The sequence below is a fragment of the Mycobacterium sp. 3519A genome (assembly GCF_900240945.1).
Classification (GTDB): domain Bacteria; phylum Actinomycetota; class Actinomycetes; order Mycobacteriales; family Mycobacteriaceae; genus Mycobacterium.
In genome coordinates this window covers 443,937-469,587 of sequence record NZ_OESG01000013.1, presented here as the reverse complement: position 1 = coordinate 469,587, position 25,651 = coordinate 443,937, and the positions used below count along the sequence as shown (strand labels likewise).

At 65.7% G+C, this 25,651-nt stretch carries 15 protein-coding genes and 1 pseudogene; 10 read left to right on the top strand and 6 right to left on the bottom strand.

What is annotated here, in order from left to right; all coding sequences use genetic code 11:
- Window positions 1–71: 71 nt before the first annotated feature.
- The 6 genes from C1A30_RS10090 (at window position 72) to C1A30_RS10065 (ending at window position 6,854) form a co-directional block, all read left to right on the top strand.
- The gene (locus tag C1A30_RS10090; RefSeq protein WP_101948111.1) at window positions 72–935 is read left to right on the top strand and encodes an NYN domain-containing protein; all 864 of its coding nucleotides are present in this window, start codon (window positions 72–74) and stop codon (window positions 933–935) included.
- Window positions 936–944: 9 nt separating this feature from the next.
- Window positions 945–1,655, top strand: a complete 711-nt coding sequence (locus C1A30_RS10085; protein ID WP_101948110.1) for an MBL fold metallo-hydrolase — start codon at window positions 945–947, stop codon at window positions 1,653–1,655.
- Window positions 1,656–1,714: 59 nt separating this feature from the next.
- Window positions 1,715–2,398 (top strand): DUF4352 domain-containing protein, encoded by a 684-nt coding sequence (locus C1A30_RS36030; RefSeq protein ID WP_235009809.1) that lies wholly within the window; start codon window positions 1,715–1,717, stop codon window positions 2,396–2,398.
- A gap of 20 nt (window positions 2,399–2,418) precedes the next feature.
- On the top strand, window positions 2,419–3,069 hold the full coding sequence (locus C1A30_RS10075) for a hypothetical protein (protein ID WP_101948109.1): 651 nt from the start codon (window positions 2,419–2,421) through the stop codon (window positions 3,067–3,069).
- 107 nt (window positions 3,070–3,176) lie between these two features.
- Window positions 3,177–4,181, top strand: a complete 1,005-nt coding sequence (locus C1A30_RS10070; RefSeq protein ID WP_101948108.1) for a DUF2235 domain-containing protein — start codon at window positions 3,177–3,179, stop codon at window positions 4,179–4,181.
- A gap of 54 nt (window positions 4,182–4,235) precedes the next feature.
- Window positions 4,236–6,854: a LuxR family transcriptional regulator gene (locus C1A30_RS10065; RefSeq protein ID WP_235009807.1), complete on the top strand. Its 2,619-nt coding sequence runs from the start codon at window positions 4,236–4,238 to the stop codon at window positions 6,852–6,854.
- A 3-nt stretch (window positions 6,855–6,857) separates the two neighbouring features.
- Here C1A30_RS10065 and C1A30_RS10060 read toward each other — a convergent pair whose 3' ends face one another.
- From C1A30_RS10060 to C1A30_RS10035, 6 genes are read right to left on the bottom strand one after another with little or no spacing between them, the layout of a single operon-like run.
- A complete protein-coding gene (locus tag C1A30_RS10060; RefSeq protein ID WP_101950105.1) occupies window positions 6,858–7,973 on the bottom strand; it encodes a DUF2235 domain-containing protein in 1,116 nt (371 codons plus the stop codon).
- 5 nt (window positions 7,974–7,978) lie between these two features.
- Window positions 7,979–9,070 carry a ComEC/Rec2 family competence protein gene (locus C1A30_RS10055; RefSeq protein WP_160112723.1) on the bottom strand — a complete coding sequence of 364 codons (1,092 nt, stop codon included), beginning with the start codon at window positions 9,068–9,070 and terminating at the stop codon, window positions 7,979–7,981.
- Window positions 9,067–11,160, bottom strand: coding sequence for a caspase family protein (locus C1A30_RS10050; RefSeq protein ID WP_101948106.1), 2,094 nt, complete (start codon window positions 11,158–11,160; stop codon window positions 9,067–9,069). The genes C1A30_RS10055 and C1A30_RS10050 overlap by 4 nt, the downstream gene beginning before the upstream one ends.
- Window positions 11,157–12,497, bottom strand: a complete 1,341-nt coding sequence (locus tag C1A30_RS10045; protein WP_101948105.1) for a hypothetical protein — start codon at window positions 12,495–12,497, stop codon at window positions 11,157–11,159. The genes C1A30_RS10050 and C1A30_RS10045 overlap by 4 nt, the downstream gene beginning before the upstream one ends.
- Before the next feature lie 11 nt (window positions 12,498–12,508).
- Window positions 12,509–14,413: a hypothetical protein gene (locus C1A30_RS10040; protein ID WP_142392581.1), complete on the bottom strand. Its 1,905-nt coding sequence runs from the start codon at window positions 14,411–14,413 to the stop codon at window positions 12,509–12,511.
- A 45-nt stretch (window positions 14,414–14,458) separates the two neighbouring features.
- The gene (locus tag C1A30_RS10035) at window positions 14,459–15,844 is read right to left on the bottom strand and encodes a hemopexin repeat-containing protein (RefSeq protein WP_101948103.1); all 1,386 of its coding nucleotides are present in this window, start codon (window positions 15,842–15,844) and stop codon (window positions 14,459–14,461) included.
- Between the two features lie 329 nt (window positions 15,845–16,173).
- Here C1A30_RS10035 and C1A30_RS36505 point away from each other — a divergent pair.
- The 4 genes and pseudogenes from C1A30_RS36505 to C1A30_RS10020 form a co-directional block, all read left to right on the top strand.
- Window positions 16,174–16,317 (top strand): annotated as a pseudogene (locus tag C1A30_RS36505) (LysM peptidoglycan-binding domain-containing protein); the annotation flags it as partial.
- The gene (locus tag C1A30_RS10030; protein ID WP_369974150.1) at window positions 16,306–19,986 is read left to right on the top strand and encodes a LysM peptidoglycan-binding domain-containing protein; all 3,681 of its coding nucleotides are present in this window, start codon (window positions 16,306–16,308) and stop codon (window positions 19,984–19,986) included. The pseudogene C1A30_RS36505 and the gene C1A30_RS10030, both read left to right, overlap by 12 nt.
- 3 nt (window positions 19,987–19,989) lie before the next feature.
- Entirely contained in the window at window positions 19,990–24,501 is a 4,512-nt protein-coding gene (locus C1A30_RS10025; RefSeq protein ID WP_101948101.1) for a hypothetical protein, read from the top strand.
- Window positions 24,502–24,530: 29 nt separating this feature from the next.
- Window positions 24,531–25,454, top strand: a complete 924-nt coding sequence (locus C1A30_RS10020; protein WP_101948100.1) for a hypothetical protein — start codon at window positions 24,531–24,533, stop codon at window positions 25,452–25,454.
- The last annotated feature ends 197 nt before the right edge of the window (window positions 25,455–25,651 follow it).

Genomic DNA, 25,651 nt, shown 5'->3' with positions numbered 1-25,651 from the left:
GCAATTGGAACCCGGTTAGCCACCACTTCGATGGCGGCGCGCCGCGGATACCGAGGTGATAGGACATACAGATGACCGAACCCAACACGCCGCGTGTGGCGGTCTACCTCGACTTCGACAACATCGTCATCTCCCGCTACGACCAGGTGCACGGCCGCAACTCGTTTCAGCGCGACAGGGCAGCCGGGTTCCACAAACGGCCGGGGCGTCTCACCGAAGCGGTCGTCGACGTCGGCGCCATCATCGATTTCGCCTCGTCGTTCGGGACGTTGGTGCTGACGCGGGCCTACGCCGACTGGTCGGCCGACGTGAACGCCGAGTATCAGGGCCAGCTGGTCGGTCGGGCCGTCGACCTGGTTCAGCTGTTCCCCGCGGCCGCATACGCGAAGAACGGGGCCGACATTCGGCTGGCCGTCGACGCGGTCGAGGACATGTTCCGGCTGCCCGACCTGACCCACGTGGTGATCGTCGCGGGCGATTCCGACTACATCGCGCTGGCGCAGCGCTGCAAACGCCTCGGCCGCTACGTGGTCGGCATCGGCATCACCGGCTCGATCAGCCGATCGCTGACGGCCGCGTGCGACGAGTTCGTCACCTACGACGCGCTGCCCGGGGTCCCGGTGGTGACGCCGAAGAAGGCGGCCAAGCGCGCGAAGACGAAGGAAACCGACGACGAACCGGATCAGCCTGACCCGCAGGCCGCCGCGACGGGGCTGCTGGAGCGGGCGCTGCGCATCGGCCACGAGAAGGACGACGCGGAATGGCTGCACAACTCCGCGGTCAAGGCCCAGATGAAGCGGATGGACCCGTCGTTCTCCGAGAAGTCGTTGGGGTTCAAGTCGTTCAGCGACTTCCTCCGGTCGCGCAGCGACATCGTCGACCTCGACGAGAGCAGCACCACCCGCATGGTTCGACTGAAGCCCACCGCAACCTAGTCTGAAGCCATGACTGACCGCCTGTATTTCCGGCAGCTGCTCTCCGGGCGCGACTTCGCGGCCGGCGACATGATCGCAGCGCAGATGCGCAACTTCGCCTACCTGATCGGCGACCGCGAAACCGGCGACGCCGTCGTGGTGGACCCGGCCTACGCCGCGAACGATCTGGTCGACGCGCTGGAAGCCGACGGTATGCACCTGTCCGGGGTGCTGGTCACCCACCACCACCCCGACCACGTCGGCGGCTCGATGATGGGTTTCGAACTCAAGGGCCTCGCCGAGCTGCTGGAGCGCACCAGCGTGCCGGTGCACGTGAATTCCCTTGAAGCTGACTGGGTTTCGCGGGTCACGGGGATCGCGCGTTCGGAGCTCACCGCACACGAGCACGGCGATGTGGTCAGCGTCGGCGACATCGACATCGAGTTGCTGCACACGCCGGGGCACACCCCGGGCAGCCAGTGCTTCCTGCTCGACGGGCGACTGGTGGCGGGCGACACGCTGTTCCTCGAGGGCTGCGGACGTACCGACTTCCCCGGCGGGGACGTCGAGGCGATCTACCACAGCCTGCAAGCGCTGGCTCAGTTGCCCGGCGACCCCACAGTGTTTCCTGGCCACTGGTATTCGGCTGAGCCGAGCGCGTCGCTGTCAGAAGTGAAACGCACCAACTACGTGTATCGGGCCAGCAATCTGGACCAGTGGCGGATGCTGATGGGCGCCTGACCGGGCCCTTTCCTGGGCGAAACCTCCTCGTTTCCTGTGAATCGGGATATCCTCCCGCGATGACGACACCCGCAGGTTGGTATCCCGATCCCGACGGCTCGGGTGGCCAACGGTATTGGGACGGCTCGACGTGGACCGGGCACCGGTCGCCAGAAACACCCGCGGTCGATGACAGCCGACGCTCGCTGATCATCGGTTTCGGTGCCGCGTGTGCCGCGCTGTTGGCGATCCTGGTCGTCGTCATCGTCTACGGCGTGTTCTTCAACATGTCCACCAACATCGTGGCCTCGCCGGCGATGACGCCGGGCAACGGCTGGGGCAACAGCATCGAGACGGCGACCGAAACACCCGCTGGCGCTTCGGGATCCGGCCCGCAAGCGTCCGACGGTGGCCTGACGTTCGCGATCACCGGTGTGGAGAGCGCGCCGTCGGTGCAGTATCAGGATGCGCCGGTGGAGAAGACCGCCCAGGGCGAATTCCTTATCGTGCACTTGAACGTCTTGAACTCCGGCGACGCGCAGGGCGGCTTCCTCGCCACGCTGCAGAAGCTCAAGGCCCGCGGCTCGACGTACGACATCGACGACGAGGCGACGGCATACCTCAACGGCACCTGGGCCGACCTGGCGCCAAGCGATTCGGCGGATGTGGCAATCGCTTTCGACGTGCCGCCGGGCACCACCGGTGAGTCGCTCGAGGTGCACGGCGAGCCGATGAGCGCGGGTGTCGACATTCCGTTGTCGTAGTCGCGCGCAGACTGGAAGGCGTGGCTGACACGCTTTACGCCGATGTGTCCGAGTGGCAGGTCGGCGTCGACGACAGTTATCCGTATCCGGTGTTGTGCATCCGGTCCAACGACGGCACACATCGAGATCGCCGGTGGGACAACAACTACGGCTGGTGTCTGCGCAACGCCGACAGCGGCCGGCTGACGTTCTTCATCGTGTACTTCGTCTGGCGGCCGAATTGGCAGCAAACCGTCGACACGTTCACGGACATGGTCGGCGCGCCGCATCCGAAGATGGCGGTGATGATCGACGTGGAGTCGTGGGGTGGGCAGATCCGCGGCGACCGGTCGACGGGCATCAACGCCGCCTACGAGGCCGTCGGCGCGTTCGTCGGCTCGACGGCCAAGGTGATCGGCTACGGCAATGTGGGCGACCTGAACACCCTGTGGCCCGCCAAACCGCCCGGCATCCGGCTCGTCGTCGCGGCCTACGGGCGCAACCCGCCGTACCCCGGGAAGGTGGCTCACCAGTACACCGACGGGTCCGGCTACGGCGGCGGCCTGCCGGAGGGCGCACCGCCGTTCGGCCGCTGCGATATGAACTCGGCGGACGGGCTCACGGCGGAGGAATTCGGCCGTGCCTGCGGCATCACGATCACGGATTCCGCGCCGAGTGAGGTCGCCCTGTAGCGAATTCGAAGGAATAGGTAATTCGAGTAGTGCGATACGCAGGACACGGCGATTCTTGCGGAGCAAACTAATCCCCAACAGCGAAAACACTTCCGTCGGGGGTCGTCGTGAAGAACATCGTGCTGTGCTTCGATCGTGTACGTGACCATCCAGGTCCTCGTGACGCCACCAACGCCGCGGCGTTGCTGAGATTGCTCGACGAGAGCGACGCGCAGCTCACCTGGTATCACCCTGGCACACCGGTGCCCGTCCACAGCAACGTGGACCGGCTGCGGTGGCGCCGCAGCGCGGCCGAGGAGGCGCGCGCCACGATCGCCGAGGCCTACGAGTTCCTGGTCGACAACTGGGATTCAGGCGATCGGATCTACCTGTTCGGTGTGGGCCGCGGCGCGTACTGCGCGCACGCCCTGACCCGACTGCTCGGCACCGTCGGCCTGCTGCCCGATCTGATGGACTACGTGCTCGCCACCTACGCCGTACCGCGGACACACCGCGATCCCCAGGACTGGACGCGGCTCACCACACTGACCGCGCGGCTGACCGGGCGGCGCGAAATCGAGGTTCCCGTTCAGTATTTGGGGCTCTGGGACATGATCAGCGTGCCGGGTGGACACCCGTCGGCCGTACCGCTGACGAATGTCGTCGACGGCAGGCACGCGGTCGCGATCGACGGCCGACTCGGCGGCTCGCATCTGGTGTCGCCGCCGGACTGCGTCGAGGAAGTCTGGTTCCGCGGTGCGCATTGCGATATCGCGGGCGGCCCGGGAGCGTGCTGGCCGCTGGCCGATATCGCGCTGGACTGGGTGCTCGACGGGGCGGTGCGGGCCGGCGTCGCGGTCCGTGCGGCCAGCCAGTCCGATGCGCCCGCGCCGACCGAATGTGACGCCCTCGCGGGCAGTGCCCGCACGTTTTCGCTGCGCAGGCCCCCTGCCGACGCGCTGGTGCACGCCAGCGTCGACATCTATCTGCGGGCGCATCCCGAATACTGGCGGCGGCTACCCGACCGCGTCGTGTGGGCCGACGTCGACTGGTTGGCGCGCAGCGAACGACTGGTGCAAACCAAACCGGCGGCGCCGGCACGACAGGCGGAATTCGCCGCCGCGGCCTCGTGATTCGCGTAGTCGTCTACTCGCATCAGCGCCATGAATCGCCCGCAGACTCGTTCCATGACCGTTGAAGCGGTGGCCCACGGATGGCCGGTCGTCCAGCGCGACATCGAATTTGCAAAGATCCACAGCGCGTTGGCGGAGCAAACCGGCGTGTGTGGCATCGTCCTGATCGGCGACGCCGGTGTCGGCAAGACGACGTTGGCGCGGCTGGTGACGCAGTCCCTGCCGTCGCGGGTGCAGTGGGTGGCGGGCACCGAATCGGCGCGCAGCATCCCGCTGGGTGTCTTCGCCCACCTCGTGGGCGCCGCGACGTCCAGGGATCCGGTGGCGTTCCTGTCCGCGGCGCGGGAGACCATCCTGTCCGAAGGGCATTCGGTGATCGGCGTCGACGACGCCCACTTGCTCGACCAACTGTCCGCGACGCTGCTGCATCAGCTCGCGCTCGACGGCCAGGTGCGCATCGTGGCCACCGTGCGGGCCGGCGAGGCGGTACCCGACGCCATCACATCGCTGTGGAAGGACGGCTATCTGCAGCGGCTGCACTTGATGCCGTTCACCCGAGACCAGTGCGTCTCGCTGATCGAATCGGCGCTGGGCGGTCGCGTCGAGGGGCTGTCCGCGGATCTGATGTGGGAAGCATCCGGCGGCAACGCCCTGTTCGTCCGGCATCTGGTCGAGGGCGCCCTGGAAGCAGGCACGCTGCGTCAGGTCCGCGGCGTGTGGCAGCTGCGGGGGCGCACCGCGGTCACGTCCGAGCTCGCATCGCTGCTGGACGCCAGAATCGAGCAGCTCCCCGACAACGTGCTGCACGCGCTGCGGCTGTTGACGTTCTGCGAGCCGCTCGACCTCGACACGCTCACCGACATCGTCGGCGCGGACGCCGTCGAGGATGCGGAGTCTCGCGGCCTGATCCGCATCGCCGAGGACCACTCCAGCATCGAAGCGCGGTTCAACCACCCGCTGTTCGGCGAGGTGATCCGGCGCCGGCTCGGCATGGCGGCGGCGAGGCGGCTGCGCGGCGAGGTGGTCAAGGCGCTGCAGGGCCGGCCGGTGAGTGGCCCGGCGGAGCGAATCCGGTTGGCGGAGTTGACCCTCGACAGCGATCAGCAGCCGGAGGTGGACCTGCTCGTCGGCGCGGCGCGCGACGCGATCGCACTGACGAACGTCACGCTCGGTGAGCGGTTGGCGCGGGCCGCGGTGAACCGTGGCGGCGGGCTGGTCGCCAGCGAACTGCTGGCCCGGTCGCTGCTGTGGCAGGGCAAGGCGGCCGAGGCCGAGGAGACGTTGAGTTCCTTCGACCCCGAGGCGATGGACGAAGTCGATTTGGTGCGTTGGGGGTTGGCGCGAATCGCCAACCTGCACTGGTCGATGGGCGATGCCGAGAGCGCCGACGAGGTGTTGGAACTGTTGTACGAGAAGGTCACCGACGACCGGTTGCGGCTGATGATCGACGGTGTGGCGTCCGCGTCGCGGACCTTCGAGAACCAGCTTGTCGACGCCACCGCGCTGTCCAGGCGGGTGCTCGCCGACCCGAGTGCCCATCCGACCGCGGTCGAGTGGGCGGCGTTCGGCGGCGCACTGGCGCTGGCATTGATGGGCCGCGACGACGAGGTGGCCGCTGTCGCGTCGCGCGGGCATCAGGTCGAGAACAAGGTCGACGGGCTGTTGCGCTATCTGGCGGCGTTCGGCGAAGTCAAGGCTCTCACCCTGGCGGGTGACTTCGACACTGCCGCACAGCGATCCGCCGACATCATCCGGATCACGTCGGCGGGTCAGTATTTGGCGTGGGGCATGGCCAACGTGCTGATGGGCACCGTCGGTGTGGCCCGCGGGGTGTTCGCCGACACGGTGCCGAGAATGGAGCAGACCGTCGCGGCGCTCACCGCGGAGTCGGCCTCGTCGTGGAGCTTCCCGGCGCGGCTGCTGCTGGCGCAGTCCTACTGTGCGCTTGGCAGGGCCGAACCGGGCGCCAGGATGATGGCCGAGGTCAAGACGCGGTACGGCCGGCACGTTGCGGTGTTCGGGCCGCAACTCAAGATCGCCGAAGCGTGGTTGGCCGCCGCGGAGGGAAATGTCAGCGCGGCAATCGGATTCGCGCTCGATGCGGCAAATCAAGCTGCGGACTCCGGGCAGCGGGCGATTCAGATGCTGGCGCTGCACGACGCGGTCCGGTTCGGCGACTCGACGTGTCTGGACGAGTTGGTCGACGTCGCCACCGCGACCGGCGGAAGGCTCGCCGCAGTCATCGCGACGCATGCCGAAGCGCTGCGCAACGGCGACGCCGCGGGAATGGCCGCGGCGGCAGGGCAATTCGAGGACCTCGGCGCGCTGTTGTCGGCTGCTGATGCCGCAGCCCAGGCTGCGGTGTTGTTCGAGGCCGCAGACGATCGTCGGCGAAGCGTGGAGGCGGCCGCGGTCGCGAACCGGCTAGCCGCCGAATGCGGTGGGATCCGCACGCCCGCGTTGAACTTGGCGTCTCATCCGCTGCCGCTCACGGTGCGGGAGCGGGAGATCGCCAACCTCGCGGCCGCGGGGTTGACCAACCGCGAGATCGCCGACCGGCTCACGGTGTCGGTGCGCACGGTCGAGGGTCATCTGTACCGTGCGTGCACCAAGCTCGACATCAACGACCGCGAGGAACTCGCCGCGCTGATCACCAACGGCGGCCGCAAGTAGTCCTCAGGGCTCGACGGGCGGCGGTGGGCCAGACCACGGTTCATCGTTGACGAGGAACTTGTCCGGTAACCGCGGCTGATACTTGGGGCTCGCCTTGGCCATTCGGATTTCGACGCTGCCGTGGATCGTCGCGTCGTCGGGGATGGGTCGAGTGCGCCACGGCTTGAACACGGCGCGCCACGGTGCTTGTAGGAACCGCCAGGCCGTGCTGTTGGTGCGCATGCCGGAGCACGCCTCGGCCTCGCCCAGTTTGGTCAGGTGCGAACGATATTTGCCCGACCGCACTTTGAGTCCGCGTTTGATGGCGCCGTCGAGAATCCAGCGCATGGGGATCTTGGACAGCGTCAGCTTGTCGTCTTGGAATCCGCCGCCGACGTCGGAGTGCACACCGGCGAACCACACTTCCTCCAGTGCCGGGAACTTCTGCTTCGGGTCGGGTTCGACGAGGTACTCCACAAATTGCGGACGGGTCTCATCGATCGACACGGCGTGCCGGACCACCCGAACGTTGGGCAACTGCCTGGTGTAGGGCCAGCGGATGTCGCGGCCAAAAGCCTTGGTGGCCTTGACGGTGTCGAACAGGCCGAGGTACTCGATGGGAAAGGCACGGCTTTCGCCCTCGATCTTGCGCGCCAGCCCTTCGGAGTACTTGTCCATCCGGCCCCAGCCTTCCGGCTTGCTCAGATCGGAATCCTTGCCAGGCTTTCGCGCGTAGGTGCGCACCGCGTAGGGCACCAGGTTGTCCGAGCCCGGCCGCAGCAGCCCGATCCGGTACAGCATCCCGCACAGGGCTCGCGCGGTGTACGCGCCGCGGCTGAAACCGAACACGAACACCTTGTCGCCGGGTTCCCATGTGTTCATCAGGTAGGTGTACGCCTCGGCTATGTCTTGTCGCATCCCGTGGCCCAGCGCCAATCCGCCGACCAACGAAATCCGCTGCGCCAGACCGGTCCACGCGCTCGGCGGCGCCATGGTGCCCACGCCGGGGCCGTAGTAGAGCACCTGCTCGGCCGGGTCGGTCAGATCGGCGAACTCGGCGATGGAAAAGACGTTGGTGACCTCGGTCGCCTCCACCTGGTTCTTGGTGCCGTCCAGGCAGATCAGGATGTTCTTGGGCACTTCACTCACCTCTCGATCGCGAGTAGGTCGACACTGATTCCCGGCTTGGCCTCAGGCGGGTACACGGTCTGGTAACCCCATTTGCCGCGCAGCACGTCGCTATCCCAGTCGCTGTTTCGATCCGATCGATAGTTGAAGACCAGTACCGGTGCGCGCCCGCCGTACTTGATGACCCGTGCCACCGCTTGATCATTGGGGTGTTTTTGGTTGCCGCTGCCGTCAGTGGAGAACACGTACGTGTGGGCGCGCACTCGCGACAGCAGTTTCCGGGTGACATTCGCCTTGCTGCCGTGGTGCGGCAGCTTGAAGACGTCGACGTCGAGCACATTTCCTTCGCCGACCAGTTGATCGATACCGGCGATGATTACGTCAGGATGGGCATCACCGGCGAGAAGGCAGGTACGTTGGGCGAATTCGGCCAACAGGGCGATCGTGCTGCCGTTGGCGACCGTGTCATCGTTATCGGTGCTCTGATCGGCAAGCACGTCGACGTCGGGCGGTCCCATCCGCTCGAGGCCGGACACGGGCGGTGGTTGCGGTGGGGGCGGAACGTGCGGATCCAAACCGGCAGCCCGCACGATGTCGGCCCAATTCGTGCCCTTGCGAAGTTTCCGGAGTTGCTCGGTGCCGGGCGACAGCACCGTGAACTGCAGACCATTGATCGGGTCTGGCGTGGGCGGTGTCGCAGGAGCGGGTTCGGTGATGGCGACAGGCCCCTGTCCGAAGGACGTGTTCCAGGGATATCCGCGGTCGACGATGAGAGCGGTGAGCTTTTCGCCCTCGATCGGCCCCATCGGCTCCAGTGCGGTGTCCGGAAGATGACGGAAACCGTTGAACCAGACTTGTTTCGGCACCGGCGGATCAGCCTGCTTCAACAGCTTGACCATTCCCGCGATGTGATCGTTGTCGATGTGGGTGACCACAAGCAGATCGAGATCCGCATTCGCACCGAGAAACTGGCCGACGGCGGTGGCGGCTGAAGAGACGCCGCCGTCGATGAGGATCCGGCTTGTCTGACCGTCGGTGCCGTACTCGAGCACCAATGCGTCGCCGTTACCTGCGGGCAGGGCATGCAGTAGGAACGTCTCCGAGCTCATCGATCCACCCATCCTCTGTCGGAATCGCCGCGCGGCGGCCCGACCTGCTTCCAGCCGGCGTTCGGCGGAACATCAGCCATCAGGTGCTCATGCACGTGCAGCGTGGTGCAGAGTGCGGAGAAGTCGGCCAACGGCGCGAGAGCCGCCGCGGTCCGGGCAACCTCGGCGATGTCGAGGGCATCGCCGCGCTGTGACTGCATCAGTGCATTGCTCTCGGCGGCAAGCAGCGACAAACCCTCCGAGAAGATCGGAATGCCGCGCCTGGTTGCCGTTCTGAACCAGCCGGCGGCCGCCTCGTCGTCGCCGCGGCGCGCGGCGAGGACACCGGCGATCACCGGGCCGTCCGGCAACAGGTTGAATATCTCGGCGAGATTGTTCGGCCAGTTGTGCATGCGGTCCAATTCGTGCAGCTTCAGCAGCGCGTAGCCGCCGATGATCGCGCCGATGGGGTCTGCCATCTTCTCTCGCAGCATCTCCTCGGCGGTGGTGGCCATGCTCATCACCGCCCGGTCCGCGCGGCCCGAATTCAGGTAACCCGCAATGGTGTTCACTTCCTCATCGCCTGGACGGGCAATCGCGGTCACCTTGTCGAATCCGACGCCGACGTACACCTCGCAGGGCGCGTGTCCGCCGCCGATCGGGAGGGCCACTATCGGCGACTGCTGCCCGACGTCCGACTCGATCTGGAAGAGCACCGGTGCGGTCCACAGGTCACGGATCGTCAGCCTGTGCAGGTCGTTCCCGCCGGCAGACTGGGTGTACGACTGCAGTGGCGGTGGAGATTCGTGCAGACGGAATGCGCCGTCTGCCCATCGAAAGAACCTGATGTACCAAGGCATGGGCACCAGACCGACTTCCGGCGGCGCAGTCGGCAGGTCCGACGGCACTTTGACATCGATGACGAGTTCACTGTCTCCCGGTGTCACCACAAATCCGTGGACGTGTTCTCCGCCCCACGGCAGCGGCACGACGGCCTCGTAGTTGCCCACCGCCAATTCGAGTGGCTTGTCGGTGAGCATTCGAGTCTCGCTGGCTAGAATGTTGCCCGCCAGTCGTACCGACACCGGCCGCTGCGGATGTACCGAGATGCGGACGAACCGCAGTTGGCCTAGTGGTGAATCAACATCGAAGGTGGGAGCCCAGGCGGGTATGGGCATGCCGGCACCCGCGGCAACTTCCGGACGACGATGAACCGCCACGTCGAGATCGCCGTCGCCCCCGACTGTGGACCGCTGCTCCTCGCCGTACTGCCTGCCGAGGTCTTTGACCACCCGCCGCAACGTGGAGGTGAGTTCATTGAATTGCACAGTGCGCCCGTCGACCTCGGCGGGCGCTCGGCTTTCCAGGCACTCGATCAATGCCTGCGAGTACAGCGTGACTCGGCGCGCGGGGTCGGCGAACGCATATTCTTTCGGCCGCGCACCGAAACAGACCCATGACGCCTCGGCTTCGGCCCCGCGCGGACCGTCCAATCTGATGCCCGCGGAAAGTGTCTCGTAGCCCGCCGTGGCCTCAGGATTGATTCGGCATGCGTCGTAGAAGTAGAACTGGAGCTTGGGTGTCGCGGTGGCCGGTCGGTTCGGGTCGCCGACGATCCCCCGTCGAACCGATTCAACGTCGATGGCGGCATGCAACGGTGTCGGCGCGTTGGGCGCGCCGAAGTCTTCCAGCAGCAGGATCCCACCGCCGAAGCCGGTCTGCATGCCGTGACCGGCGATGTACAGGATTGCCAGGTTGTCTGCGTTGGCGCGGACATCCCTGCGCCACGCAGTGATTGCCGCACTTACGTTCTCGTATGTCGCCGGCGGTGCAGTGATGCCGTGCGGCAGCGGCACCTCGGTGTCGGAGGGCGAGACCAGTAGCCGGATCGAGCCCTTGCTGGCGGTGGGGTGTTCGAGGTTGTCACGGATCCACGCGGCCACCCGCACGGCAGAGGTGGCCGCCGCTCGCAACTGCGGCAGCCCTGCCGCCAGCGGTTCGTCGGTCAAAGGGCCTGTGCCGCCGGATAAATGGGGATAGCGGCTGACGCCGATGATCAGCGCGTGATAGGCGGGGTCGGCGTTTCCCGCCGGTTGGAACAGATCGCTCACTGATCCACCTTGAAGGTCAGCTGCGACCACCACTCCGTCTCGACAAGCTCACTGACCGGGTTCTCGCCGACGGTGTCCTTGTTCGGCTTGATCACCCGATGATGTTCAGTGGTGAGCGCGTCCATCAGCGGCTGATACGGAATGGAGTCCTTCCACAGCTTGACCAGACCCCACGGGACCATCACGTCGCCAGGCCTGTTGTTCCACTGGTTTTCGATGAACGACATCGGCGTCGCGTTGTGCGACCCGTGGTGGCCCATCTTGTAGAAGTCGACACTGCTGATCAGCTCCAACGCCTGGGGATCGTCACGGACCGATTCCCACGCGCCGTACTGGGCGTCACCGGGGAAAAGTAGGCGCACCCCGCCGACCTCGAGCACGAAGAACAGGCTGGTGTTGTTGACCGATTGTTCGAGCACCGAGGCCGCCGCCAGCAGGCCCATATCGTTGCTCAACCCGTCGAGGTCGAGCTTGGCCCGCGCGTCACGCAGTTCGCGCGGCACCTGCGTGTCGGCGACCACATACATCTTGTTGAACAGGCGCATGCCGTCCTCGGTCATCGGCTCGGTGGCCTTGGGCGGCTCGTCATCGTCGGCTTCTGCGTCGGCTTCAACGTCCACGACGTCGTCGAGGTTGAGCGTGAGCCATCCGGCGTTCCTCGGCGGGTCCATCTTCTTGAGCATCGCGGCATCGCGAGGTGGGCCCAGAATGTGCGCGACGACGCCGCAGCCGTCGAATCGGACCGTGTTCTCCGCCGGGTCGATGTCCGGCAGGTACCGCACAGCATGCTCGGGGTTGGCGAAGCCAAGCCCGCGTCCCAGCAGACGGTTGGTGGCCCTGGCGTTGCCCCGCGAGTTCTGCGCCATCGCCATGGCCTGTGCCAGCGACGAATTCGCCTTGGCTCCTTCGGCGCCCAGCTTCTGCTGGCGTTCGCCGATCAGCATCGCCAACTTCAGCGCGGTCCGCCGCTGCGCTTCCCGCAGGCTCTTGGCGTCGTCGTCGTCTTCGTCCTCGACGAACGGCAGCCAGACCTCGTCGACCTCCACCTCGGCCCAATCGTCTTCTGCGAACCCGCGGATGTGGTCGCGGTGGTGATGGGTGGCCACCACGACGTCGAGGTGCGCTGCACCGCCGCAGTCCGCTTTCAGGTCATCGATGATGTTCTTCACAGACTCCTTCAGCGGCCGGGCGGCGCCGTGCGAATGCACACCGCAGTCGACGAGCATCCGCCACGTCTCGCCATTGCGTTTCACGGTGATCCGGAATGCGTCGCCGAATCCGACGTTGTACATCCGCACCTCGACGGTTCCGGTGGCGGTCTCGGTTGTGGTAGTCATCGCGGATCCGCCTAACAATTCGAATGCAGGTTGGCGAAGGTGAGCCGGTGTGCGGCAGGCTCGTCGGTCCAGGCGGTCAACGGATCAGCCTCCGAGACCTCACCGAAGTAGTTTCTGATCTTCTCCAGACGGTCCTCGCCGAACATGTTGACGTAGCGCGAGTCCTCGTCCGTGCCCGGGTTCTTCAACGGCAGCGGCTTGGAGATGATGTGCTGCACTTCGCCGTTGACGCGTGCGATCAGGGTCGTGCCTGCGCGCAACGGGGTCCGCGCCTCGTCCGGTAAGTAGGGCTGCTCGATCTCCTCGAGGTCCTTCCGTCGTTGGGTGAACTGGACGACGATCTCGGGGCGCGGTTGCGCGTCCTCGGCCTGCCGGTAGGCGACGTGCAGGCTGGCGACCGCGATCGTGTGGTTGGGTTCCAGCCCGATCCGCACCGCGTGGTTGTGCGCCCACTTGGTCAACTGTCGGTAGACCGCTTTCGGTTCCACGACACCGTAATTGGCGTCCGTGTCGAGGTTCATCGACGCCTCCATCACGAGCGTCTCCAGCGGTACCTCGGGTTTGCCGTCGCGCAGGTTCAAGCCGTTACCACCCGGCCAGCACAACGAGCTGTCGGTCAGCGAGTCGACGCGTTCCGGGTAGATGCCGCGGCGCCGCAAGGCCTCGATCAGGTTGCCCCGCAAGTGCAGTGTGTCGGTCGGATACAGCGCGTGATCCGCCGTCGCGATCGCGCGAATCACGTCGCCGAACGTGACATCGACAGGGGGCAGGTAGTCGAACGCCCGGACCACCATCGCGAGATAGCGGTCGGCGGTGCGGATCGCCTCGGTGGTGACCCGTGCGACAAGGTCCGGGTGCAGCGCTCCCTCGGGGAGTACACCGGTGCCGTTCGTGGCGATGCGGAGCAGGTCGGCGACCGAGGCCTGGTAGCGATCGAGGAACGCGTCGAACACCGCACCGACGAAGATCGCACCGCGCTCGTGTGGTTCGGTCGCGTTGTTGAAGTGGTCCGGCGTCCGGAGTTGGCCGGCGGGCACGTCGGGGTTGATGGCGGATCGTAGCGCCGCGCCGCGACCCGTCGACTGGCCGAACTCAGATGCCAGATCGAAGAGGGCCCTGCCCTTTTCGAGGCTGCCCGACGTCGACGCGATCGCTTCGAGGACGACCTCCCGGTAGGCGAAGTGCTGAAACAGCGCGATCAGATCGGCGAAGGCCTCGTGCCATGCGAAGACGTCAGGGTTGGTCGCCTCGGCGAAGTACGGGCGCAGCCGGTGCACTATCGCATGGGTGACTTCGTGGGCGATGATGTCCGATGACAGGCAGGTGAAGATGACCTGCCCGGGCAGATTCGCCCCCGGGTCGTTGGCGTCGGCGCGGTAGTAGCCGAACAGGACGGCCTTGCGCTTCGGGTCGAAGTACGCGTTGCGTCCCTCGAAGGCGTGCGGCACCAGGGACAGCTTGCTCTGTCCCCGCCATCGGAACCTTCTGCCGAGGTAGCGCTCGAACCGTTCGATGACGCTGGACGCGACGGCGTAGACGATCTGTTGGTGTGACCGCGGATCCCCCTCCGACGGCTGCAGGCCGTCTTGGGCGAGGATGAACGCATCGTCGAGATCGACGAGGGCATACCAGGTTTTGTGCACCGGGTCGTAGTCGACGACGCGCAGCAGCTTGCCCTGCGGGCCTTTCCGGAGAATCGTCTCGTACGGCACGCTGATGGTGAGGTATCGCCCGGACAGCCTGGTCGACATCGGGTCGAAGGCGAAGGTGCGCAGGCGCCGTCGCCGCGGCGCGGGCACCGCCGGACCCGCCAGCGAGCCAGCATCTGATGTGGTTGGCAGATGCGACTTCTCGCGCGTCTCACCGTTCCCGGGCGTGACGGCTGCGCCCCCGGTTGCCGCCGTGGTGATCGTCATGTCCATCTCCCCCACTTAGCTGGACACTGTGGCTACAGCGTACGCTCAGCGGCCGACGCCATCGGCCCAAACTCCGGGCCAATTACCGGCAATCGGCTTCGGATAGCCCGGCTCGACACGGTCCGCCGCGATGTCGTAGCGGACGTATCGCGGGCCCTTGAAGAAGTAGGCCGTGCCGTCGTTCCACACCACCGCTTCGTCGATGCCTGAGGCGAATTCATCGGGCATCCCCGGCCAGTTACCTGCGATCGGAGCCGGGAACCCGGCATCGACCTTGTTGCGGGCGATGTCGTACCGGATGTATTCCGCACCCTTGAAGAAGTAGGCCTTCCCGTCGGGCCAGACCACCACCGCGTCGATGTCCTCGGTGAACAATCCCGGCCACTTCGACGAGATCGTCTTCGGGTAGCCGGGGTCGACCCGTTCGCTTGGCAGATCGAAGCGGACGAACTGAGATCCCTTGAAGTAGTAGGCCTTTCCGTTGGTCCAGATGCTGCCTGCGTCGACGCCCTTGGTGAATTCGGCGGGGAAACCGTCCCAGTGCCCGGCGATGTCGACCGGATATCCGGGGGCGGTCTTGTCTGACGCCACGTCGTAGCTGAGATACTTCTTGCCCTTGAACAGGTAGACCTTGCCGTTCGGCCACACCCCGGACGGCGACACCGGTCCCGGATAGAGCTTGGCCGCGAAGGCCGCGTCGAGATTGCCGATGTCCGCGCCGCCCGGCACCGCGATGCCGTCCTTCATGATGCTGCCGGGAAGGTCGTAACACATGATCGAGTTCTCATCGGTCGCGGCGGTCGCTTTCAGAGCAGACGTCGGGAACGGCGTCAGAACCTGGTCGATCACCTCTTGGCGCGACCACCCCTGGGTGCGCATGAAGAACTTGATCGCCTTCTCCTTGTCAATGCGGTCGATGATGGCCTTGCGCATGTGCTCGTGCGGAAAGCCGAGCGTGTGCCCGGTCTCGTGCCGCACGACGCGATAGAACTCCGAGTCCGGCGTGTTCATGGTGAAGCTGTCGAGGTTCATCGTCGGTTCGTCGGCCGGCACGGACAGAATGTCGGTGCCGAGGTTCGACCAGTAGCCGGCATCCGGGCCGGTATTGATGCGATCAATCCGCACCTGCGGGTCGGTGTTGGTCTCGGTGAACTGCACGTTCGCCCACGAGCCCCATGCGTTCATGTGCGAGACGATGCGGCGTCGTAGTTCGGCCGACGGCTTGTCGAGGAAGCCGACAGTGAGTCGAACGCCCGTCGGACCCCAGTAGTTCTGGGTCATCACCGCCAGCTGCTGCGGCGACGGCGCGAATTCTCGTGGCAGCGAGCCGGTGTTGGGCGCGTTGGCCGGGTTGATTTCGACGGCTCTTGCCGCCGACTCGAGAAGTTTGTCGGGCGGTACTTGTTTGATGGTGCAGCCGATGTATGCCACTGCAGTTCCTATCACCCATCCGGATTGATGTATTGACGGTAGGTCCGCACCGGCGCCGTGCCATGAGTACTCGACTACTCGAAATCAGATCGAAGCGAACACTTGCCACTGGACGATTTGCCGAAGTTAACCCGACTGGCCGAAAGACGCCATTTTGCGCTTCAGTGACGAACCGGCAAATTTGCTCTGCCTATGGTGCCGTCAATGCGCAGGCGCCAGAACACAATCCGGCGCCGAAATCGAGTAGTCACCTACTCACGCCAGGGGTGCCCGTCGACCGTAGTTTCGCCGGTGGGTGAGGAATGGCGTGGCAGGGGGAGGCCATGGACACTTTCTATACGGTCATACGCGGCGACACTCTGTCCGGTATCGCGCAGCGGTTCTACGGCGATGCCACCAAGTTTCCGATCATCGCCCAGGCGAATGGCATCGCCGACCCCGACCGGATATTCGCCGGGCAGGTGCTGCGAATTCCAGACATCACGCCGCCGGATCCGGGGCCGGACCCCGACCCACAGAAGCCGCCGGATCCGGTCGCGTTCCGGCTGCTGCGCCCGGCCGACCTGTTGAACGTCCAGTGCACCGCCATCGGTTGCCGGGTGGTCACCGACGGGCCAGTCCCGACTGAACCGCTGGCCCGGCACACCGTCGTCAAGGACGACAACCTATGGAATCTGGCCGTCCACTATTACGGCGACGGCCGGCTGTACCGGTTGATCGCAGAGGCCAACCACATCCCGAACCCGAGTCTGATCTTCCCTGGCACAGTGCTGATCATTCCGCGGCGGCCCAGTCCGCCACCGCCTCCCGCACCCGTGACGCACGTCGTGGTCGCGGGAGACACCTTGTGGGATCTGGCGCAGCGCTTCTACGGAAATCCCTTCCGGTACAGGGAGATCGCCGTTGCCAACAACATCGCGAACCCGTCGCTCATCTTTCCCGGACAGGTCCTCATCATTCCGGGCATCGGCGCCCCGACAGTGCAGGGCACGCGACTGGTGGCGGTGGTCGATGACGCGCACCTCATCGTCACCTTCGGCCCGCAGAACATCTATGAGGAGGCACCGGAGGCGGGGACCACTCCTCCCGACATCGCCCGCGCCCGCGCCGCCAACGATTCAAGGATCGTCTTCGAGCTGCCCAAGGGCACCGAGATCCCGTTCACGACGGCCGGTGTGCTCACCGCGTTGACCACACTCGGACTGCGGGTTGCGCCGCTGGCGGTGCCGAAGCTCGAGCCCGGCGGGCAGCGTCCGCCCGAGGCGCTCGTGCCACCTTCCGCGCCGAGAGCAGACCAGACTGCGATCGAGGCCCCGTATCGACTGGTCGTGTCGCCCGACGTCAACGGCGGGTTCACCCATGCGGCCGACGCCGCGTCGGCACCAAGCGATTCCAGCCGCATCGAACTGTGGCACTCCCGACTCGGAGTACGCCGCGTCGTCGACGGAGAGTTCGTCGAAGTCGACGAGAACGACGACGCGCGCCGCACGGTGCGAGCGGTGTGGACGCGGGACGACGACGACACACAAGATGCCGACCCGGCCTACGGCTCCTTGGGCCCCGCCGACCGGCGGGCCATCGTCCGCCAAACCGCCAACCCGAAACCGAACCAAGAGCACGGGCCCGATATCGAACCCGAACCGCTGACGGTCGACAAGCTGTTCGTCTCCGCGCTCGGCGCCTGGATCGACTGGCGCGCGGGTTGGCCACGGTTCGAGGAATACCTCGGCGACGCGTTGTCGGCATATCGGCATCTCGCGCCGATGGGCCGTGACGCCTACGTGCGGGTCGAAAGGCCGATCTACCTCTTCCCGTTCGGGCACCGCGCCACCCTGGTCAAGCTCACCGAACGCAAGATCAAAGCCGTCGACGGCGATCACGCCGCGCATCTCTTCAAGCGATTCTTCATCGTTCTGCGCGAACGCACCCGCAGCTACGACGACCGGCGACTGCCCTTCAGGTCCGTGTCGATCGACCCGGTGGTGTCACCGGACCTGACAGGGATCGTCGACCCGCCCGCTGACTGCTTCGTGCCGACGGTCGGCAGCGACAAGTACCAGTGGAAGATCACCGCGGTCGACTGGGCCGGCCGCCAGATCACGATGACCACCGCATTGGTCGCTGTGCCCAAGGGCTTTCACACCAAAGCCCTGGACACCTGGAATCAACAGATCGCCAAGAACAAGTCGATCGACGTCGGCGGCGCCGAGGTGGCGTTCGCCAAGGCGAACGTCCCTGGCGACACCACGGCACGAGTACAGTTTCTGGACCTCACCGGCGACGCCGACAAGTTCACCAGCGCCCCCTGGATGGTGAAGGCGCACGTCACAATGCCCGCGCTGGCCGCGATCAACCGTGGTGGCGGCCCGGTAGCCGTGACCTACGAAAACGACTACGTGGCCAACGGATTCGTGACCGACGAACCCGCGCAGATCTTCCTTGTGCTCGACGCCGCGAGCAAGCTCGACTTCACCGGCAGCAGTGACAGGGGCGGTGGCTTCATCGAGCCCAATGTGGCCATCAACGCGGTGTCGCGGACGCAGGGGGCGGTCGGCGACAAGGGTGCTGCGAACGGCATCAAACAAGGCGTATTCAATCCCGACGCGTTTCTGGGCAACGCGATGCCGCGGTTGTTCGGCCTCTTCGACCTCAAAGACATTTTGGTCAAGAACCTGCCTCTGACCGAGGCGCCGAAACTGGTCGCCGACCAACTCGACTTCATCGGCTCCATCCTTGCCGGTTACCAGAATCTGGCCACGGCACTGCAGACGGCACGCACCACGCTCGACGCGGATCTCGCGGCGGCCACGACCGCCGGCGCCAAGCAACGGCTGCAGACGCTGCAAGACCAATGTCAGCTCGCGATCGACAACCTGGCCGCCAAACCTGTTCAACCGCTGATTGATTCGTTGGCCAAGGCCGTCACCGGTGACGTCAGCGCCGTCGGGAACCTGGCGTCCGACTTGCAGGCGGCCGCCGGTACGGCCAAGGACCTCGCGGACAGCGCTTTCCTACCGGCCTATCTGCGCGCCCAGGTCGAGCGGCCCTACAAGGCACTGGCCGGCGCACTGGACGTGGCGAAGAGCAACAAACTCCTCGATGCCCTGAAGAACCCCCTCGACAACGCGACCATTCGCTACGAGTGGACACCGACCATCCAGGGCTGGGGTCCGACGCCGGGCGACGACAACCGCGTCTTCATCCCCGCGGAACCCGACAATGCGCTGGCGATCGCCGTCGAGGTCCGCATCCCCAGGGACGGCGAGCCGCAGTCCGACGTCAGCGCACAACTACGCAACTTCCGGCTGCAGCTGCTGCCCGGCGCCCCGTTGATGGCAATGGTTTTCAGCCGTGTCGGGTTCCGCGTCGCCACCGGCGGCAAGCCCGAGGTCGACGTCCAGTTCGACAAGCTGGAATTCCTCGGTGCGCTGGGATTCATCGAGAAGCTGCGACAGCTGATCCCGTTCGACGGCTTCGCCGACCCGCCCTACGTCGACATCTCCGCCCAGGGCGCGACGGCAGGGTTCGAACTCGCGCTGCCCAGCGTTGCGGTTGGCGTATTCACGCTGGAGAACATCGCGCTGTCCGCCGACTGCCGCGTGCCGTTCCTCGGCGAAGCCGTCACTGTCGGCTTCGGATTCTGCAGTAAAGAGGCGCCATTCCGGCTGACAGTGATGGCCATCGGAGGCGGCGGATGGGTCGCAATTCGGTTGGCGCCCAAGGGTTTGGTGATGCTGGAGATGGGCCTCGAGGCCGGTGCCTCGCTGAGCGTCGACCTCGGCGTTGCCTCAGGTTCGGTGTCCGTGATGATCGGCGTCTACCTGCGGCTGGAAGGCGAACAGGGGCAGCTGACCGGATACTTCCGTATCCGCGGCGAAGTCGAGGTGCTGGGCATCGCATCGGCGTCGATCACCCTGGAACTTTCCCTGACCTACGACTTCGGTTCAGGCAAGCTCATCGGCCGTGCCAGCCTGCGGGTGGAGATCGAAATCGCCTTCTTCTCCGCATCGGTCGAGATCACCTGCGAGCGGAAACTGGCCGGCTCGAAGGGGGATCCGACCCTGCTGATGATCATGCCGCCCAACGAAGGCGGGCAGCGCATGTGGGATTCGTACTTCAATTCGTTCGCGATCGGAGCGTAGGCCATGACGACCGCCCGGGTGATGGCCACCGTCCTACCGTTTTCGGTGGACGCAAACGATCCCTTCCACGTCTCGCTGTACTTCTCGCATCGGCTGGAGGGCGGTGGCACACTGGCCGACTACCCAGCCATGGTCAACTGGGTCACGGCGCTGCGCGCGGCCACCTTCCGGCTGCACACCGACTCGAGTCCGTCGGCAATCGACTGCACACCGCTGCTCGACCCCGACCCCGATCCTTCGATCGTGCCGCCGGTTGAATCTGCCTGGACCACGGCATTTCCCCCGACCACGCACGTTCACGACTTCCCGAAGCCGGCCGTGACGCAGAATGCGTGGCGGTCATTCCCGGCCAACCGGATGCGCGACCATGCGTTGGATGCCCATTACGCGTCGGCATGTTCCTGCCCGGTCAACCGGCCGAGCGTCGCGGGCAATCCGCTCGCCGAGGCCACGCTCGACGTGTTCCAGGGCGCGAGACCGCGCAACGGCGTCATCCGCGCGCTTCGGCAATACCGCGCAGCGGCAATCGATCACCGCGCCGTGCTGACGCGTGACCTGGACAACGATGCGCGCGCGGCCGTCGACCCGGGCCGTCCGACGCCTGCGATCTTCGAACCCAACGTAGGCCCTGTCGTCCGCCTGCGTGACGTCATCACACCGCAGCCGTGGCGCTCGCCGATCGAACTCCTGCTCGCTGATCGCGAACTCGACGCCGATATCACCGCGTTCCTTGATCGACTCGTCGCCGATCCCCGGCTGATCACCACGCCGATGCTGCAGATGCTGGCCGACGTGCACGCCGCGCAGAAGTATTACAACCGTCCCGAAGAAGCCCGCAAGTACGAGCAACGGCCCATCGACGGGCAGAACGAACCGCCACGCACCCCGCACGCCTCTCCGGACTTTCACGAGCGGGCAGCGTCGACGGCCAATGTGCCTACGCTGGCGCGCACCCTTGGCTTCGTCGTCGACGTCCGCGTCCACGATCTCGATGCGCTCCGCAACGCGACGCGCATCCGGTGTGACGTCATCGTCGACGGGGCCGAGGAGTACCTGTCGCCCGAAACACACTGCCTGACAGCAGGTTCCCGATTCCTGGCCAAACCGGCCAGCGACCGGTGGCGGACCGGGAGACTTGCGCTCGGTGACCCGAACCGGTACCGGGTGTTGGACCTCGACCCTGACGCGGCCGGGCTCAAGCTCGAGCAGTTGCTGCGCGACGTGGTCCGCGCGCTGGCCACGGAGGCCAACGGCGACCGCGCCACGTTCGCCCCGGCGGGCCTGCGCGCAACCGGATTCTGCCTCGCCGAGCTGAATCGTCCCGACGACCTGAAGACCCGCCTGCAACAATCCGAACAACTCGAGCCAGTCGTCGAGGTGCCGGGCACTGCGCAACCGCGCCACCAATTCCACTACGAGACGCTGCTGCGCGGCAGCCGAGTCGAGGTGTGGGACGACGCCACCAAGATCTGGCACAGCCTGCACGAACGACGGGTGGACGCATCGTTTGCCGATGCGGCGATCCTGGGCGGCGCCCGCGACATCGGCTTCCTGCAGAACCCGCCGATGAGCCGGGTCCCCGGCAACGAGAACAACCCGTACTACGTCCACGAGGTGCTGGCCGGATGGGACGGCTGGAGCCTGTCGGCGCCCAAGCCGGGCAAGATGGTCATCCACAAGAACGGCGAGGAAGACGTCACCACGAACACCGAGCAGGTCGACGACCAAGCAGGGCAACCGCCCGGTATCGAGATCCATTCCACAGCGGCACAGGGCTCGCTTCCGGCATTGCGCTACGGCCGCAAGTACTCGTTCCGGATCGCCGGGGTCGATCTGGCGGGCAACAGTGTGCCGATGGATCCGCTGCCGACGGGACAACCGGACACACCGCTGGTCGCGGCCGCACAGGCACACCTGGATGCGTTGCGTGCCAACGTAACCCAACGCGAGCAGGCCGGTGTCTTCGCATCGCTGCGTGACAGCGGACTGGCACAACCCCGGGCGCCGCAAGCCGAAGGCACTCCCGGTGAGATCGAACGCGCGTCCGCATCGGCGGTTGAACACGCGTCGGCGGTGCGGATGAACCCCCAGTTGGACATCGAGCCGGAAAGATTGGCGGGGCTGTTCGCCGACTCCGGCGATCCACAAACGGTGAGCACTCCGCGACCGTTCTATCGGTGGGATCCGATCCCGGCACCGACGCTGGTGCCCCGCGTCGCGTACACAGCCGGGGAGTCGTTGCAGCGGATGGTCATTCGGACGGGCTTGGTCGGAGATCCTGGGCTCTGCCAGCGCCACATCGTGCCGCCGAAGGGCAGCCAGATGGAGGCTGAACTCGACGGCCGGTTCGACGCACTGATGCGGGCGGGCGACCACGCGCGCGCGTACGCGATCGCCCTGAAAGAACGCGGAAATCTCTTCCACACCCGGATCCAGGACCTCAACTCCCCCACTGCGACGATCGTCCAACCGGGTATGGCGCTGCTGGCCACACCGGGCGCCACCGGCCTCGTCGATCTCGACGACCTGCAGAATCCGACCAACGACCCGAAGCACGACAAGCAACCGGCCGAGGGGCAGTACATCGTCCACGACGTGGACAACCTTGTGCTGCCCTACTTGCCGGACCCGATGGCCAACGGTGTGGCACTAGTGTTCTACGAAGCAGGCGCCGATCACCGCATGGCCAATCCCCGTGTCCTCCAGTCGGTCGCGATCAAGTACGCCGGTCAATGGCCAGAGCTGCAACCGTTGCGGTTGGTGCTGCACACCGCGCCGCGATTGGATGCCAAGCAGGACGGCAACGTCATCAACGTCGGCTTGCCTCCGGGCGAGCAGGTGGCGGTGGCGTTCTCCACCACGCTGGATGTCGACCACCTGGACAAGATGGCGTTGTGGAAGCTACATCCTGTGCACGACCCGAATGTGCCTGAGGCAGACCGCGAGACGCTCGCCCGCGCGGCGCGAGACGGTTGGCTGTGGTGGTTGACCCCGGACGAGAGCCTGCGTCTGGTACATGCCACTGTGCGGCCCGCCCGCCCGCCGACGATCACCAAGCTGGTGGCGCAACCACGCGCGGCCGACGTCCCGACCGCCAACCTCGACGGCGTCATCGACGTGCACGGCGCCAGCACCGAGAAGGTCGAGCTGCGCGCGCGCTGGGATGACCTGATCGACGATCCCGCTACCGACGAACCCATGCTCGTGGCGTCCAAGGAGATCGTTGTCGATCACCGGATCGAGGAGCACGAACGGTATTCCCTGCTGACACTGCAGTCTGACGCCGAGCACGTCGGCGACCGCACCTCCGAAGTCGCCATCCGGACGGCCATCCACAAGCTGCCGGACACCAAGGCGCGAGTGGTCAACTACCGGCTGCATGGCACATCGCGTTACCGGGAGTTCTTCGCGCCCAGCGAACTTCCGCCCGCAGACGACCTTGAATCCGCAGGCAACGAAGTCGCCGTGAACATTCCCAGCTGCGCGGTGCCGGCACCACCTGTGGTGCACTCCGTGATCCCGATGTTCATGTGGGAGCAGACGTCTGAACCCGAGCACCCGTTCGCGATCCGCCGGATCCGGCGCAGCGGTGTCCGCATCTGGCTGGAACGGCCGTGGTACTCGAGCGGCAGCGGAGAGTTGTTGGCCGTCCTGACGACAGGCGATCCAGGGCTCACACCGGACGAGAAGGTCAGCCTGTGGGCGCGTGACCCGATCCTGGCCGGACCGGCGATGGCGAATTCCTTTGAAGTACCTGTGCTGCCGGCGTGGCAGCAGCGCGCAGCCCAACTGGCCATGACACCGCTCGAAGGACCCGGCCGACCGGTGCTGCATGTGGTCAAGCAGCGCAAGTCCGATCAGTTCGCCGACCGGGACAAGGTGGTCAACGCCTACATGTTCAGGCCGGAATTCCACAGGGGACGCAAGCGGTGGTTCGTCGACGTGGTTCTCGATGCGGCCAACGCGGTGTGGCCGTTCCTGCGACTGTCGCTGGCTCGGTACCAGCCCAACTCGATTGTCGGGAAGGAGTCTTCCGAAGTCGTCGCGACGGACTTCGTGCAGCTGCCCCCCGAACGGATCGCGACATTGAGCCGACCCGAGGCAGGTGAGGTACGCATCACGCTGACCGGAGTCACCGCGGTGACAGCGGAACCGGGCGCAGAGAAGCCCGTGAAGCCAACCGACAGCGCCTCACTGCGGGACGGGCTCGCGAAGTCTCGCCGGGTCAGTGCGACGCTGCAGGCGCGGGCCGCGGGAGGAAAATCCGATCTCGATTGGACCGACGTGCGGGCGGTCGCGTGTGAGCTGGCGGGTGTCGACGCGACCGCATTCAAGGCGTCGTGGACAGGGGCATTGAAGCTGGAACCTGCGGAACAGCTTGTCACGCCCGGCACGTCGGATGACTTACGCGTGCTCGTCGAGGAATTCGAAGTGCTCGCCGCCGACCCCAAGCCGGGCGAGCGGGGGCCGTCCACCACCGAGCGGCTGGTCTACGCCGATCACGTCGGGCTCTAACCAATATCCATCAGAGGGGGATGACAACAATGCCACTGCAATCAGCCCAGTTCGCTGGGGACGACAGGTTGAACAAAGCGCTCGTCGACGACGCGAGTCACGTCACGCCGGGAAGCTTCGGCACGCACGTCCTGAAGATTCAACTGGCTCTCGAGACGTTGGAACAGATCGAGATTCCGTTCGACGAGAAGGACAATCTCACCTACGGGCCCGCGACGGCCGATGCCGTACTGCATTACAAGCGGATTCGGCGAATCATCAACTTCGCGATTCAGCAGGACGCCGACAACATCGTCGGGAAGCGCACGATCAAGTCTCTGGACGACGAGTTGCTGGCCGGCGGCGTCACACGAGCCAGCCAGCTCTCGATCGCCCACCGGCGAAGCCGTGACTCGCTCACCGCGGTCCGCGACCGCCTGGTCGGCTTACAGGCCGAAATCAACATTGCCGACCAATTACCCGAACCTGCGCGGACATTCGAGGCAGGCATCATCAGTGTGTCCCATGCGCGCGACTTACAGGTGTTGTCGCGGCGCCTGCTCGTCAGTGCCCAACCATTGGATGCGGGTCTGCGTTCGGCTCTGCAAGCAACGATTGGACTGATGAACCAGAACCTCGCGCAACCGGTTACCGTCGTCGACCAAGGAACGAGCGGCCGGTGTGCATTGGTGCCCGGCGGCGTTCCCTTCGCGGCCACCCTCGCGAGCGACCCGCATCCCCGGGTGAGCGTCTGCGATCCGTTCTTCACCGTGTCAGACGATCTCCGTCGCGATGTGATCACCCACGAGTACTTCCATCTCGTCGGACTCGGCGATCATTCGGTCAGCAATGTCGGCGAGGCGCTGACCAACGCAAACACGATCGCCCAGATCGTCGCGTTCCTGTTCGATCGCGATCGGCAAGTGAACTCGGACGGCAACGAACCGGCCATTCCGCCATTTCCGTCGCCGTGAATCGTTAGAAGCCGGAGGGTGGCGAACATTTCCCGGTCGACGTCATAACGGCGTTCGCGCGGCTGGCAACCCTTGTGGGGCGACATCCCCGCAGTTCCTGAACGCTTGCTGTGGGCGACAACAGTCCCGTTCGCTGGGCGACGAGTATTTGCCAATGTCGGCTATCAGGCGGCAGTCCCGTCAGGCACTTCTGTCCC

Coding starts and splice junctions, on each gene's coding strand:
- C1A30_RS10025 (WP_101948101.1), top strand. CDS start 19,990: ATGACGACCGCCCGGGTGATGGCCACCGTCCTACCGTTTTCGGTGGAC.
- C1A30_RS10090 (WP_101948111.1), top strand. CDS start 72: ATGACCGAACCCAACACGCCGCGTGTGGCGGTCTACCTCGACTTCGAC.
- C1A30_RS10045 (WP_101948105.1), bottom strand. CDS start 12,497: ATGACTACCACAACCGAGACCGCCACCGGAACCGTCGAGGTGCGGATG.
- C1A30_RS36030 (WP_235009809.1), top strand. CDS start 1,715: ATGACGACACCCGCAGGTTGGTATCCCGATCCCGACGGCTCGGGTGGC.
- C1A30_RS10055 (WP_160112723.1), bottom strand. CDS start 9,070: ATGAGCTCGGAGACGTTCCTACTGCATGCCCTGCCCGCAGGTAACGGC.
- C1A30_RS10040 (WP_142392581.1), bottom strand. CDS start 14,413: ATGACGATCACCACGGCGGCAACCGGGGGCGCAGCCGTCACGCCCGGG.
- C1A30_RS10065 (WP_235009807.1), top strand. CDS start 4,236: ATGACCGTTGAAGCGGTGGCCCACGGATGGCCGGTCGTCCAGCGCGAC.
- C1A30_RS10020 (WP_101948100.1), top strand. CDS start 24,531: ATGCCACTGCAATCAGCCCAGTTCGCTGGGGACGACAGGTTGAACAAA.
- C1A30_RS10085 (WP_101948110.1), top strand. CDS start 945: ATGACTGACCGCCTGTATTTCCGGCAGCTGCTCTCCGGGCGCGACTTC.